Origin of the sequence: Idiomarina seosinensis (assembly GCF_044797955.1) — a bacterium.
In the GTDB taxonomy this organism is placed as follows: Bacteria; Pseudomonadota; Gammaproteobacteria; order Enterobacterales; family Alteromonadaceae; genus Idiomarina; species Idiomarina seosinensis_A.
Genome location: NZ_CP085211.1, coordinates 2,146,441 through 2,159,767 on the forward strand (window position 1 = coordinate 2,146,441; position 13,327 = coordinate 2,159,767).

Annotated in this window: 11 protein-coding genes; 1 reads left to right on the plus strand and 10 read right to left on the minus strand. The window is 48.2% G+C overall.

All coding sequences use genetic code 11. From position 1 onward, the window contains the following. Positions 1–69: 69 nt before the first annotated feature. From rpoD to rpsU, 3 genes are all read right to left on the minus strand, one after another. Positions 70–1,908, minus strand: coding sequence for an RNA polymerase sigma factor RpoD (gene rpoD / locus LG288_RS10140; RefSeq protein ID WP_404400183.1), 1,839 nt, complete (start codon positions 1,906–1,908; stop codon positions 70–72). 108 nt (positions 1,909–2,016) lie between these two features. Beyond that, on the minus strand, positions 2,017–3,762 hold the full coding sequence (gene dnaG / locus LG288_RS10145; protein WP_404400185.1) for a DNA primase: 1,746 nt from the start codon (positions 3,760–3,762) through the stop codon (positions 2,017–2,019). Positions 3,763–3,915: 153 nt separating this feature from the next. After that, complete coding sequence (gene rpsU, locus LG288_RS10150; protein WP_026860840.1) at positions 3,916–4,131, minus strand: 30S ribosomal protein S21; 216 nt, start codon at positions 4,129–4,131, stop codon at positions 3,916–3,918. A gap of 266 nt (positions 4,132–4,397) precedes the next feature. Between rpsU and LG288_RS10155 the strand changes: the two genes are divergently transcribed. Continuing rightward, positions 4,398–5,816 carry a protein kinase gene (locus LG288_RS10155; protein WP_404400188.1) on the plus strand — a complete coding sequence of 473 codons (1,419 nt, stop codon included), beginning with the start codon at positions 4,398–4,400 and terminating at the stop codon, positions 5,814–5,816. Here the strand turns inward: LG288_RS10155 and tgt are convergent. The 7 genes from tgt to LG288_RS10190 all read right to left on the minus strand — a co-directional run bounded on the left by tgt (position 5,792) and on the right by LG288_RS10190 (position 13,322). After that, complete coding sequence (gene tgt, locus LG288_RS10160; protein WP_404403099.1) at positions 5,792–6,907, minus strand: tRNA guanosine(34) transglycosylase Tgt; 1,116 nt, start codon at positions 6,905–6,907, stop codon at positions 5,792–5,794. The two genes, LG288_RS10155 and tgt, sit on opposite strands and share 25 nt — an antisense overlap. Before the next feature lie 23 nt (positions 6,908–6,930). After that, positions 6,931–7,980: a tRNA preQ1(34) S-adenosylmethionine ribosyltransferase-isomerase QueA gene (gene queA, locus LG288_RS10165; RefSeq protein WP_404400190.1), complete on the minus strand. Its 1,050-nt coding sequence runs from the start codon at positions 7,978–7,980 to the stop codon at positions 6,931–6,933. Positions 7,981–8,078: 98 nt separating this feature from the next. Further along, complete coding sequence (locus tag LG288_RS10170; RefSeq protein ID WP_404400192.1) at positions 8,079–9,350, minus strand: inorganic phosphate transporter; 1,272 nt, start codon at positions 9,348–9,350, stop codon at positions 8,079–8,081. Between the two features lie 11 nt (positions 9,351–9,361). Next, positions 9,362–10,042: a TIGR00153 family protein gene (locus LG288_RS10175; protein WP_404400194.1), complete on the minus strand. Its 681-nt coding sequence runs from the start codon at positions 10,040–10,042 to the stop codon at positions 9,362–9,364. 145 nt (positions 10,043–10,187) lie between these two features. Further along, positions 10,188–10,967 carry a YdiY family protein gene (locus tag LG288_RS10180; protein ID WP_404400196.1) on the minus strand — a complete coding sequence of 260 codons (780 nt, stop codon included), beginning with the start codon at positions 10,965–10,967 and terminating at the stop codon, positions 10,188–10,190. 81 nt (positions 10,968–11,048) lie between these two features. Further along, positions 11,049–12,113 (minus strand): class II fructose-bisphosphate aldolase, encoded by a 1,065-nt coding sequence (gene fba / locus LG288_RS10185; protein ID WP_404400198.1) that lies wholly within the window; start codon positions 12,111–12,113, stop codon positions 11,049–11,051. Between the two features lie 27 nt (positions 12,114–12,140). After that, positions 12,141–13,322, minus strand: a complete 1,182-nt coding sequence (locus tag LG288_RS10190; RefSeq protein ID WP_404400200.1) for a phosphoglycerate kinase — start codon at positions 13,320–13,322, stop codon at positions 12,141–12,143. Positions 13,323–13,327: the final 5 nt, after the last annotated feature.

Below are 13,327 nucleotides of genomic sequence, written 5' to 3' on the forward strand. Positions count from 1 at the left end.
TGACGCGTTAATCCAACTCTTGCTAGCTTATCGTGTCTAGCCAAAAATCGTAAGTCCCTGTTTATCGATTTATTCATCCAAGAATGACTTAAGTTGCTCTGATCGACTTGGATGTCTTAATTTACGCAAAGCTTTGGCCTCAATTTGACGGATGCGCTCCCGCGTCACGTCAAACTGTTTACCCACCTCTTCTAAAGTATGGTCGGTATTCATATCAATACCAAACCGCATTCTCAATACCTTTGCTTCGCGTGCGGTCAGCCCACCAAGCACTTCTCTGACTGAGTTGCGTAAACTTTCCGAGGTCGCTGAGTCGATCGGTAAATCAAGGGTATTATCTTCGATAAAGTCGCCCAGGTGAGAATCTTCATCGTCACCGATGGGGGTCTCCATTGAAATTGGCTCTTTGGCAATTTTCAGAACCTTGCGGATCTTATCCTCAGGCATCATCATTCGCTCAGCCAACTCTTCAGGCAATGGCTCTCGACCCATTTCCTGCAGCATTTGACGGGAAATACGATTTAGTTTGTTAATCGTTTCAATCATATGGACCGGGATACGAATAGTCCGCGCCTGGTCGGCGATTGAACGTGTGATCGCCTGTCGGATCCACCAGGTTGCATAGGTAGAAAACTTATAGCCCCGGCGATATTCAAACTTATCAACCGCTTTCATCAAACCAATATTACCTTCCTGAATTAAGTCCAGGAATTGCAAGCCTCGGTTTGTGTATTTCTTAGCTATTGAGATAACCAGGCGCAGGTTAGCCTCGACCATCTCTTTTTTGGCCCGCCGTGCTTTCGCCTCGCCGATAGACATACGACGATTAATATCTTTTACTTTGCCAATCGTCAGCCCGGTTTCGCGTTCAACTTCCAGTAATTTATTAACACAGCGCTCTATTTCGGGACGAGTTTCTTTTAACGACGGTGAGTAACCCTTATCAGCCGCTATTTGCTCGTCAACCCAGGCCATCGAATTCTCGTTACCCGAGAAGGCCTTCATAAAGGTGCGTTTAGGCATGCCGCCATGCTCGACACTGGCTTTCATCACCAAGCGTTCCTGCACGCGGACGCGATGCATCATATCGCGCATATCTTTAACCAGCCGATCAAACTGTTTTGGCACCAGCCGGAACTGTTTAAACAGGTCGCTTAGCTTGTCTATTTCTACTCGCGCCTTAGCGTGCTCACGGCCATGCTGAGTGATTGCCTCGCGCGTGGCGTCGTATTGTTCACGAAGCTGAGTGAATTTGGCGCGGGCAAATTCAGGATCGATGCCAGTATCTGACTCTTCTTCGTCATCGCTGTCATCTTCTTTATCTTTGTCTTCGTCTTCTAATTCTTCCTGCGGCAGTTCTGAGCCTACGTGGGTTGCACTGACGGGTGCCTGGTCAACGTCCTCGGGATCAATAAAGCCTACAATGATATCGGTCAGGCGAAGTTCTTCGGCTTCGTATGAGTCCCACTGATCCAGTAAAAAATTAATCGCTTCAGGGTATTCAGCTACTGAACACTGAACCTGGTTAATGCCTTCTTCAATGCGTTTGGCAATGTCGATTTCGCCCTCACGAGTCAGCAGCTCGACCGTGCCCATTTCCCGCATGTACATGCGCACGGGATCGGTAGTCCGGCCAATTTCACTGTCAACGCTGGCAAGCGCTTGGGCAGCTTCTTCTGCCGCATCCTCATCAGCAGCACTCTCCGCCATCATCAGATCATCAGCATCAGGCGCGCTTTCGAACACGCGGATCCCCATGTCGTTAATCATGCGGATAATGTCTTCTATCTGATCGGAATCAACGATTTCCTGCGGTAAATGATCATTGACCTCAGCAAATGTTAAAAACCCTTGTTCTTTGCCTTTCGCAATAAGGACTTTAAGTTGCGATTGCCGACTCTGCTGCATACAGACGTTCCACCCGTTGTTACTGACCTGTGAAAAATACTCAAAATGACCAGAAAGTATAACAGTTTACCGACTTTTAAGCCAGTAAAACCCTGACTTTGGCGCAGGTTACCGTTTTTTCTGTAAGTGCCGTAGCAACATCATATATTCCTGTTTTTCGGCCTTAGTTAGCTGCTCATTTTGCTCTTTTTTTAATAAATCGTTGGCGCGTTGTTCAACATATTGGTCGATTAAGTAAACAAAAATATCGTTAAACTCAGCACTAATATGCTCATCTTCAAGCTGGTGCTCCCAGCTGGCCAATTTAATTAACGCCTCGTGATACTCGGTATCTCGCCAACTTTCCAGAATTTGTGCTGTTGTAGCCAAGCCTGAGGACGTTTGTTGGTGCAGTTGGCTAAAAAGTTCAATACCCGGTAACTTAAGCTGCTTCAGTTCATCTCTTAATGGTACCGTTTGCCCAAGCTTAGGATACTGCAGCAATAACGCAATAGCCTTTCGCAAAGGCGTCATCTTCATTGTCTGTTGTGCCTGACGCTGGCTCTCCGGTTTTTCGACATAGCGTTCGAGCTGGGATTTTTCGCGCCGTAAATAAACAGCCAGCTTTTCCATTAATGCTTCACGATAGAAGTCACTGGCCACTTTCTCAATTTTTGGTTTTGCCTGACTTAGTAATTGAGAACGGCCGGCGTCACTGCTTGGATCGATGTCGGCCAAAAAATGTTCAAAAAAATAGTCGATAAACGACACCGCTTCGTTCAGCTTTTGCTCAAATGCAGCAGCGCCCTGCGCCCGTACCAGCGAATCCGGATCTTCCCCGTCAGGCAAGAATAAAAAGCGCATATCAACGCCATCCTTTAACAGTGGCAGCGCGTTTTCCAACGCCCGCCAGGCGGCATCACGGCCGGCCCGGTCTCCGTCGTAACAGCAGATAATTTGAGTTGTTGTTCTGAACAGCCTCTGCAGTTGCTCTGCAGTGGTTGCGGTTCCTAACGAGGCGACAGCATAATCAATACCCGCCTGAGCCAGACCAACAACATCCATGTAGCCTTCGACGATAACGACCTGGCTGGGTTTGCTGCGCTGTTGCTGTAACTGCCAAAACCCGTACAGTTCGTGGCCTTTATGAAACAAGCGGGTTTCCGGCGAATTCAGGTATTTGGGACCTTCTGAATCAATAATTCGCCCGCCAAAGCCAACAACCCGCCCGCGCCGATCATGGATCGGAAACATAATTCGTTGACGAAAAAAATCGTAATGGCGTCCGCTGTCGGCCTGATTAACAAGCTTTAAATCGACCAATTGCTGCTGTTGCCCAGGGCTTTTTGCAAAGGTTTTCAGCAACCCGTCCCATTCACTTCCTGCATAGCCAATCTGAAATTTTTTAACTGTGTCGCCGGTTAACCCTCTATTTTTTAGATAATCAATGGCTTTTGCTGATTCATGATGGTGTTTTAGCTGATGCTGAAAATATTTCGCACACTGCGCCATTAGCTCAGCATCATCTCTTAATTGTTGCTGTTTCTGATGGCTTTTCTGGGGGTTAGCCGTTTGCTCTCGCGGGACATCAAGCCCCATAATACCTGCCAGTTCTTCAACCGCATCAGGAAAGTCCAGGCCGTCGTAGTTCATTAAAAAATCAATGGCATTACCGTGTTCTCCACAGCCAAAACAGTGGTAAAACTGTTTATCCCGGCTTACGGTAAATGACGGTGACTTCTCGTTATGGAAGGGACAGCAAGCCTGATAATTTTTGCCGGCTTTTTTCAGCGCCACGCGGCTGTCAACCAGCTCAACAATATCCGCACGATCGAGCAGATCATGGATAAACGACTTTGGAATAAGTCCTGCCATAAAATGCCTGTCCCCCAACCCTTTTCAGTTTTTATCCCGCAAAAAACAAGAAAGCCGCGACGGCAATCCGGCGCGGCTTTCGGTACAAGACCAAATTCAGCAAGTCATTGTCATTACGCGAAAGGATCGTTTCGTCGAGTCGCTCTAAACTAATTAATAGAGACGAGTACGGCGCGCGTTTTCACGAGACAGCTTTTTAGCATGACGCTTAACAGCAGCTGCTTTCTTGCGCTTGCGCTCTGCAGTTGGCTTTTCGTAGTGTTCACGACGACGAACTTCAGATAGAACGCCTGCTTTTTCACAAGAGCGCTTGAAACGACGCAAAGCTACGTCAAACGGCTCGTTTTCTTTGACTTTAACGACTGGCATTAAAAAATCACCTCGGGTAAATTATTTGGTTTGATTAAAAGTTAACCGTTTCGGGCTAAAATTGGTGCTGAATTGTACCGATTCAAATAACCATTGTAAACCCTAAACAACAAGGATCGTTAAGATCCTTATTAGCCGTTGACGTCAATTAACACAAGCTTCTGCTAAGTTCTGGTATTTTTAGCAGGAAATCACCCGCAACCCGTTAGACTTCGGTAAACTAAAATGATATCAGGATGATGCGGAGTGTGTGCCAGGTGCCCGGCGTGAATGAAAACAGCCTCGATAAAATAGAATTTCCTTACCCTATTGCCAGCCGCTATCACTGTGAAAAGTATTTAGGCAGTGGCGGCAGCGGCGCAGTATACAAAGCCTGGGATGACTTATTACAGCGCTTTGTAGCAATAAAATTTATCAAGATGCCTTCGTTTATCAGTCGCCAGCGCCTTGTTAATGAGGCTAGAGCGCTGGCCAAACTTAAGCACCCGTCACTGTGTTCTGTGTACGATGTGGGCGAGCCTGCCGATACCAATTCATCGCTATTTTTAGTGATGGAGCTGGCCGAGGGTCGGCCTTTAACAGAATTAGCAGAAAATATATCCGTTACCGATGCCGTTTTAATAGTGCAGACTCTAACTGAAGGGGTGGCTGAGCTGCACGCTGCCGGGCTGGTTCATAACGACATAAACCCAACCAACGTTATTGTCGAACGGCATCCAAATCAACAGCTGGTGCCGGTACTCATTGATTTGAGTGTCGCTGAGCCTTTTTCTGATACCAATGTGCGACAGCGCGGTCCGGATACTCCACCGTTATTTTCGGCACCGGAGCAAAGCCATTCACGACCCGTTAATAGTGCAAAAGAGCTTGTTGATATATACAGTCTCGGAGCGTTACTGTTTTTTCTGTTAACGGGTCAGGCTCCTTCGGAGCAGGCCGGTCGACGGCTGAAATCAAGCGCAGTTAAATGCCCTCGTTCATTGCGCAAAATTATCTTAACCTGTTTAGCGCAGGATCCTGCAGATCGCTACCAAAGTGCAGAGACACTGGCTCAACAACTGACTGGGTTCCTTTACCAAAAAAATCACTGGTTGCCACTGTCGGTAGCTGTCGCCAGTGCGTTGCTACTAACCGGAATGATTACAGCGATTGTTTCAACTTCGCCGGTCTCAACTTATCTGCAAGGATCCGGCTTGCAGCAACCGAAGCTCCTGGTTCATCGGGGCATGGCCTTAGCTAACCATGTTGAGCATTTGATGCGTGTTGATAACGCTGGTGATGCCCGTACGTTAGCCCAGTTAGCAATTAATTTATTCAATCATGCTTTGGAAGAAAACGAAGCGGATATAAACGCATTATTACAACTGGTTGATTTTTTGGAACAACAAGAACGAGGGCCTTTCACTAAATCCGAACTGACCGCTTTATTACTCGACAGTGCATCGCGCCTTGAGCAGCTAAACCCCAACGATGACAATCACTTACTTTGGTTTAATCAGGCCCGGCTTTATCAGGCTCTGGCGGAGCAATACGAGCGTCAGCCCCATCTTGCCAGCCGCTGGTATAAAGCGGCTTTACACGCGGCTGAGCAGGCCCTCTATTTGCAGCCCGACTCAGCTCAGTATCAGCAGTTTTATTGTCAGCTACAAAACTTTACTGATCAATCTAATTCCGGAACCTGCTGATCTCTCAGTTGATAAAAGCGGGCAACATAATCATCAAACCGATCCTCATCAAGGGCGGTTCGCATATCACTCATAACCCGTTGATAAAATCGTAGATTATGGATGGTATTAAGTCTGGCGCCTAAAATTTCATTGGTTCTGTCCAGGTGGTGCAGGTATGCCCGCGAGTAATTTTTACAGGTGTAACAGTCACAATCGGTATCTAAAGGCCCGGTATCAGTGCGATGCACTGCGTTGCGAATTTTAACCACCCCGGTACTGATAAATAAGTGTCCATTACGGGCGTTTCGTGTGGGCATAACGCAGTCGAACATATCGATGCCGCGACGTACAGCCTCGACCAAATCTTCGGGCTTGCCAACGCCCATTAAATAACGCGGCTTATCCTGCGGCATCTGTGGCGCAGTATGCTCTAACACGCGCATCATATCGTCTTTAGGCTCGCCAACTGACAATCCGCCCAGAGCGTACCCATCAAAACCAATATCGGTCAGGCCTTGCAGCGATAAATCCCGCAGATCCTCATACATGCCGCCTTGTATAATTCCGAACAGCGCCGCTGGATTGCCCTGATGCGCCTGCTTCGACCGTTCCGCCCAGCGCAATGACAGCTGCATCGATTTTTTCGCTTCAGTGTGCGTTGCCGGATAAGGGGTGCAGTCGTCGAAAATCATCACCACATCGGCGCCCAGTTCACGCTGAACCTGCATTGATTTTTCGGGAGTCAGCAGTATCTTTTCACCATTAATTGGGGAGCGAAAGGTAACCCCTTCTTCGGTGATTTTTCGTAACTCTCCCAGACTGAATACCTGAAAGCCACCTGAGTCAGTCAGTATTGGCTTATCCCAGTTCATAAAATCATGCAGATCACCATGTTGCTGAATGATTGATGTGCCGGGTCGAAGCATTAGGTGGAAGGTATTGCCCAGGCAAATCTCTGCTCCGGTTTCTTTAACCTCTTCAGGGGTCATTCCTTTAACTGTTCCGAGCGTCCCAACCGGCATAAAGGCTGGTGTTTCCACGCTACCACGGTCAAATGTCATTCTTCCGCGGCGAGCACGTCCATGGGTTTTATCAAGTTCAAATTTCATCATTTTGAGTAACTTTTCTGTTGTTAGCGCGACAAGAACATCGCATCACCATAGCTGAAAAAACGGTATTCTTTTTCAATAGCTTGCTGGTATGCCTGCATGATGAGTTCACGACCGGAAAACGCAGAAACCAGCATGATAAGCGTCGACTCCGGAAGATGGAAATTAGTAATCAGGCTATCCACCACTTTAAATTCGTAGCCCGGGTAGATAAAAATATCGGTATCGTCAAAAAACGGACTAATTAAGTCCGTGCTCGCTGCGGCTGCCGACTCCAGTGAGCGAACCGAGGTTGTGCCCACAGCAACAACGCGCTTACCAGCAGCCTTGGTTGCCTGGACTGCCGCGCAAGTTTCTGGTGGTACCTTTGCGTATTCACTGTGCATCACATGGTGCTCAATTTCATCTACCCGCACCGGCTGAAAAGTCCCCGCACCGACGTGTAAGGTGACATACGCAAAGTTAACTCCCTTTTGCCGCAGTCTCTGTAAGATTTCATCATCGAAGTGAAGTCCTGCGGTGGGTGCAGCAACAGCCCCCGGCTCACGATTGTAGACGGTTTGGTAGCGTTCTTTGTCACTGGCTTCGTCAGGCCGGTCAATATATGGCGGCAACGGCATATGACCATAATTTTCAAGTAACTCCAGCACCGGTTGCGAATGCTCAAACTTCAGTTCGAACAACGCATCATGCCGGGCTAGCATAGTCGCCGTTAACGCCCCCTCCAACACCAGCTGCTGGCCCGGTTTCGGCGCCCGGTTAGCGCCAATATGTGCCAACACCCGATGATCGTCCAGTAGCCGTTCGACCAGTACTTCCACTTTACCACCGGATAACTTTTCACCCAGCAGACGTGCCGGAATTACGCGTGTGTCGTTAAAAACCAGTAAGTCGCCCGGCTCAAGTAAGTCGACAATGTCGACAAAGCTTTTATGCTCAATGCGCGCATCGGCGCTATCAACCGTTAATAGGCGACTGGCACTACGCTGCTGTTGCGGGTAACGGGCAATGAGTTCATCGGGTAGCTGAAAATTAAAGTCACTGACTTTTAATTTCGATTCAGGTTGGGTCATGTTAAGGCGCTAGTAGAGAATATTTAAAGTTGCGCGGATTTTACTCGAAAGTCGGCAGCCTGTCACGGCTGCCGAAGGTAAGACTTGCTGGTATTTTATTAAGCTACGCCGAAAATTGCTTTTAATATATAGAAGAAAATAATCGACATAAATGCGCCCGCCGGCAGGGTGACAACCCAGGACACGACAATATTACGCACGACACCGAGATTTAAGGCCGCAATACCGCGGGCCATGCCCACACCCAGCACAGCGCCGACTAGCGTCTGCGTTGTTGAGATTGGCAACCCCGTACCAGAAGCCAGTACAACTGTCGTTGCCGCAGCCAATTCAGCAGCAAATCCTCGGCTGGGCGTTAAGTGCGTGATACCCTGGCCGATGGTTGCAATTACTCGTTTACCCAACATCGCAAGGCCGGCAACAATACCGATAGCGCCAACCGGCAATACCCACCAGGCTAAGGCCGCTTTGGACGATATTTCACCGCCACTTGAGACAATGCTGACCACGGCCGCTAGTGGGCCGATAGCGTTAGCAACGTCGTTAGAGCCGTGCGCGAATGCCATGGCACAGGCGGTTACAACCATAAGAACAGCAAATACCTTTTCTACGTTGGTATAATGCATCTCTTTATCGTCTGAAGGGTTAAACTTAAGGCGTGAAATCGCCATTTTTCCGATAACAAAAACGATGACCGCAATACCAATCGCCCACAAGTACCCTTCTGCCGCACCAAGGTCTAAGCCAACATGCTTTAGTCCCTTTTTAATTGTCACCAGGGATAAAACAAAGCCCGCCAGGCCCATGTAAAAAGGTACATAGCGTTGCGCCATTTTTAACGGATTTTCGCGGTCAAAAATAAGTTTCTGGGCACTCATAAAAATGAGATAAGCAATAAAGCCGGATATGGCCGGCGTAATTACCCACGAGCCAACTACCGCTCCCACTTTGGTCCACTGCACCGAGTCCATACTGACACCAATGGCCGAGAAGCCAACAATAGCACCAATAATCGAATGGGTTGTCGATACCGGCCAACCCAAATAGGAGGCAATGAGTAGCCACACTCCGGCGGCTAACAAAGCAGAAATCATACCAAAGACGAGCAGTTCAGGGCTGTTAGCAAAATAACCTGAGTCAATGATACCTTTACGGATGGTAGAGGTGACCTCGCCGCCGGCTAAATAGGCCCCGGCAAACTCGAAAATCATGGCAATAAGGATGGCCTGTTTAATCGTTAGCGCTTTCGAGCCAACAGAGGTTCCCATTGCGTTTGCAACATCGTTAGCCCCGATACCCCAGGCCATGAAGAAGCCAAAGACTGCCGCCATGATCACCAGGATCATGCCATATGAAGAGATAATATCCATGGAGTGCTCCCTTAGACTCGCGCTAGCATGAGTTCAAAACGCGCACCAACGCGTTCGGATAAGTCGGCAAGATCTCCCACCCAATCGATGATTTGGTACAAGAACATAACATCCACCGGATTCAATTCCGTTTCAATTTTGCGCAGATCCTGACGCAGCTGAACCTGTAAAACATCGGTATCAGCCTCGATTGCATCCAGTTCAGCGATGAAATTATTGACGAGGTCGCGCTCGCGGCCCTTAAAGCCGGTTTCCAGTAAGTCGTCAAATTCGCCAATAGTCTCTTTCGCCTTTTCAGTGGCGTCCAGACAACGAATTAAGTAAGCGTCAAAAGCTTCGGTCAATGGTTCCGGAATTTGCAGCTGACGCCCGGTCATTAATCCTGAAATATCTTTAGCTTTATTAGCAATACGATCCTGCTGTGACACCAGTTCAAGCAAATCGGTACGCTCTACCGGCATAAATAAACCACCGGGCAGATTCAGCCGTATTTTCCGCTTTAACTCGTCAGCTTTCTGTTCATATTCGACGACCGACGCTCGCGCTGTCTCAGCAGCGTCCCAGTCATTAGCGTAAACCGCCTTAAAAAACTGTTTCAGTGCCTCAGCACATCGATTCACTTCGTCCATGTGTTGAATCATTGGTTTTATTGGAGATTTTGCAAAAACCCCCAGAAATGAATTTACAGACATAAATAGACCTTGTTTATGAGCCAGTTATAGCTGCCGCGAATGGTACTTAAATCTTAGTAGAAAAGGAACCGCATCGCTTCGGTTAATAAACAAAAAAAAAGCCCGCCGACTGGCAGGCTTTTGCAAATCTAGTCACCACTAGTGGTTAAAAACTATAAACCAGGGTAACAGCGGCTTCAGTATCAAGCTTTTCGATGCTCTCATTAGCGACTTCACTGTTATGAGTGGCAGCAAAGGAGAACTTCATCGCCAGTGCACTGTTCAAGTTTGCTGATACCGATACTTCACCCCGGCTTTTGGTGTTTTCCTCACCAATTTCAGAAGACAATAGCGCACTGAATTTAGAGGTTTCGGAAATCCTCCATTGCAAGTCCCCGGCCAAACGCAGAATGGCGGTCCCTTGTGATTCCCGTGGAATACCACTTTCAATTTCTTTATAGCGTGAGTAACCCGGACCAATTTCATAGTCCGCGAAAATATCCTCGCTATAGCGATAACGCGCACCATAACCCAGAGCAACGGTGCTTTGGTATTCGTAACCACTGTATTCATCTTCCTCGTATGAGGCAAAGACAAATAACGACGAACGGCTATCCTCGGCAAATTTATAGTTGCTTTGTCCGGACAAAAACAGCCGGTCTGCTGTTTCGTAGGATTCACCAGTGGACTGATCTTCTTGTTCAGCTGTGTAGTAATCCAGGGTTCCTTTGTGACGCCAGCGCTTGTAATCTCTGCTGACATTTAGTTTGCCTTTCAGGCTTTCGCTATCGGTATTGCCTGTGGTAAACAACAAACCGAGCTCGGCGCTTGCTTCCCATTCTTCAACCGACTCGGTATCCATATCTTCGGCATCGTCAAACATAAACGTCTGGCTGCTGGCCGATACCGATAAAATTAAACTGGTAAGAAAAACAATTAAGCGCACGCATACCCCTATAGTTAAAAAACCAGTTAGCCTGACGGCTAACTGGCACTGAACATTCGAATTTATGATTTAAAGTTTACTTTACTTTACCACAGCCTTCAAATCGCCGTTCTCATACAGTTGGTACATTTTTTCTAATGGAATCGCTTTGATCTTACTGGCTTGTCCCTCACAACCGAAGGCCCGGTAACGATCTTCACAGATTGCCTGCATCGCATCAGCGGCGGCGGCAAAATACTTACGCGGATCAAAGTTAGACCGGTTTTCAGCCAGGTGGCGACGGATTGCCCCGGTCGAGGCCAGCCGCAAATCAGTATCAATGTTCACTTTACGAACGCCGTTTTTTATCCCTTCCTGAATTTGTTCAACCGGTACACCATAGGTTTCAGGAATCTCGCCACCGTATTCATTAATGATTGCTAACCAGTCTTGTGGTACCGATGACGATCCGTGCATCACCAAATGGGTATTAGGGATACGCCGATTAATTTCTTTAATCCGGTCAATAGCCAGAATGTCGCCCGTTGGCGGACGGGTAAATTTGTAAGCGCCATGTGACGTACCACAGGCAATGGCTAAGGCGTCAACCTGAGTGGCTTTAACAAAATCTGCGGCCTCTTCGGGATCGGTGAGCAACTGCTCGTGAGATAGCTTGCCTTCGGCACCTATCCCGTCCTCTTCGCCGGCCTCGCCCGTCTCCAGAGAACCCAGACAACCTAATTCGCCTTCTACTGAGACACCACAGGCATGCGCCATTGCAACTGCCTGTTGCGTAACGCGCACATTATAATCGTAATCGGCCGGTGTTTTGCCATCATCCAGCAACGAACCGTCCATCATTACCGACGTAAAGCCCAGCTGAATTGAGCGCTGGCAAACTGCCGGAGATGTACCGTGATCCTGATGAACCACAATCGGAATATCAGGCCATTCTTCCACAGCGGACTGCATTAAATGACGCAAGAAAGAAGAGCCGGCGTATTTTCTTGCTCCGGCTGATGCCTGCACGATAACCGGGCTGTTAAGTTTGTCCGCAGCCTGCATGATAGCGCGCATCTGCTCTAAATTATTGACGTTAAATGCTGGAACGCCATAGCCGTTCTCCGCGGCGTGGTCCAGTACTTGTCTCAGTGACACCAGGGCCATAATTCTTACTCCTTAAAAGGTTGGCAATTACGCATTGTTTGCGCGTTGTTCCAGGATTTCAACTGCGGGCAAGGTTTTCCCTTCCAGAAACTCCAGAAAAGCGCCACCGCCCGTTGAGATATAACTTATCTTATCAGTGATACCAAATTGATCAATCGCCGCCAGGGTATCGCCACCACCGGCAATCGAAAAAGCGTCGCTATCGGCAATAGCCTGGGCAATAACCTCGGTGCCATGACGAAAGGCGGCAAATTCAAAAACTCCGACCGGTCCGTTCCAGACGATAGTACCCGCGTTCTTTAGTTTTTCAGCTAATGCCTGCGCCGAATCGGGACCAATATCCAGCACCATGTCGTCAGCCTCGATTTCAGACACCAGTTTGGTTTCGGCGCGGGTTTCAGCGCTAAACTCTTTACCGGTAACCACATCGGTGGGCATTGGAATCTCAGCATTTTGCTGTTCGGCTTGCTGCATTAAGCGTTTTGATTCAGGGATTAAATCGGATTCGTGCAGCGATTTACCGACCTTGTGGCCTTCTGCCGCAATAAATGTATTGGCAATGCCACCACCGACAATAAGCTGATCAACCACATTAGACAATGACTCCAGCACTGTCAGCTTGCTTGATACTTTTGAACCTCCGACAATAGCAACCATTGGTCGCTTAGGATTATCCAGCGCTTTACTCAGCGCCTTAAGCTCATTGACCAGCAGCGGACCAGCACAGGCCGTTGGTGCGTATTTTGCCACGCCATGGGTCGATGCCTGTGCTCGGTGGGCCGTGCCGAACGCATCCATAACATAGATATCACAGAGCTTTGCCAGTTTCTGCGCCAGCTCGTCGTCATTACTTTTTTCACCGATATTAAAGCGAACGTTTTCCAGTACCAGTAACTCTCCGGCCTTAGCATCAACACCGTCCAGATAGTCCTTTTGCAAACGAACCGGCACATCTAACGCTTCGGCTAAATAATCCACCACCGGCGCTAATGAATACTCCTGGTTAAATTCACCTTCAGTCGGTCTTCCTAAGTGCGACATTACCATCACTGCCGCGCCTTGTTCCAGGGCCGACTTAATGGTCGGTAAGGCTGCTTTTAACCGAGCATCTGAAGACACCTTTGCATCTTTTATCGGTACGTTAAGATCCTCTCTGATCAAAACACGTTTGTCTTTTAACTCCAGATCATCCATTGCTAATACGGTCATGGTTG

Bases quoted from the DNA above. Each gene is read 5' to 3' on its own strand.
- rpoD (WP_404400183.1), bottom strand. From the start codon at position 1,908: ATGCAGCAGAGTCGGCAATCGCAACTTAAAGTCCTTATTGCGAAAGGC.
- dnaG (WP_404400185.1), bottom strand. From the start codon at position 3,762: ATGGCAGGACTTATTCCAAAGTCGTTTATCCATGATCTGCTCGATCGT.
- rpsU (WP_026860840.1), bottom strand. From the start codon at position 4,131: ATGCCAGTCGTTAAAGTCAAAGAAAACGAGCCGTTTGACGTAGCTTTG.
- tgt (WP_404403099.1), bottom strand. From the start codon at position 6,907: ATGAAATTTGAACTTGATAAAACCCATGGACGTGCTCGCCGCGGAAGA.
- queA (WP_404400190.1), bottom strand. From the start codon at position 7,980: ATGACCCAACCTGAATCGAAATTAAAAGTCAGTGACTTTAATTTTCAG.
- LG288_RS10170 (WP_404400192.1), bottom strand. From the start codon at position 9,350: ATGGATATTATCTCTTCATATGGCATGATCCTGGTGATCATGGCGGCA.
- LG288_RS10175 (WP_404400194.1), bottom strand. From the start codon at position 10,042: ATGTCTGTAAATTCATTTCTGGGGGTTTTTGCAAAATCTCCAATAAAA.
- fba (WP_404400198.1), bottom strand. From the start codon at position 12,113: ATGGCCCTGGTGTCACTGAGACAAGTACTGGACCACGCCGCGGAGAAC.
- LG288_RS10190 (WP_404400200.1), bottom strand. From the start codon at position 13,322: ATGACCGTATTAGCAATGGATGATCTGGAGTTAAAAGACAAACGTGTT.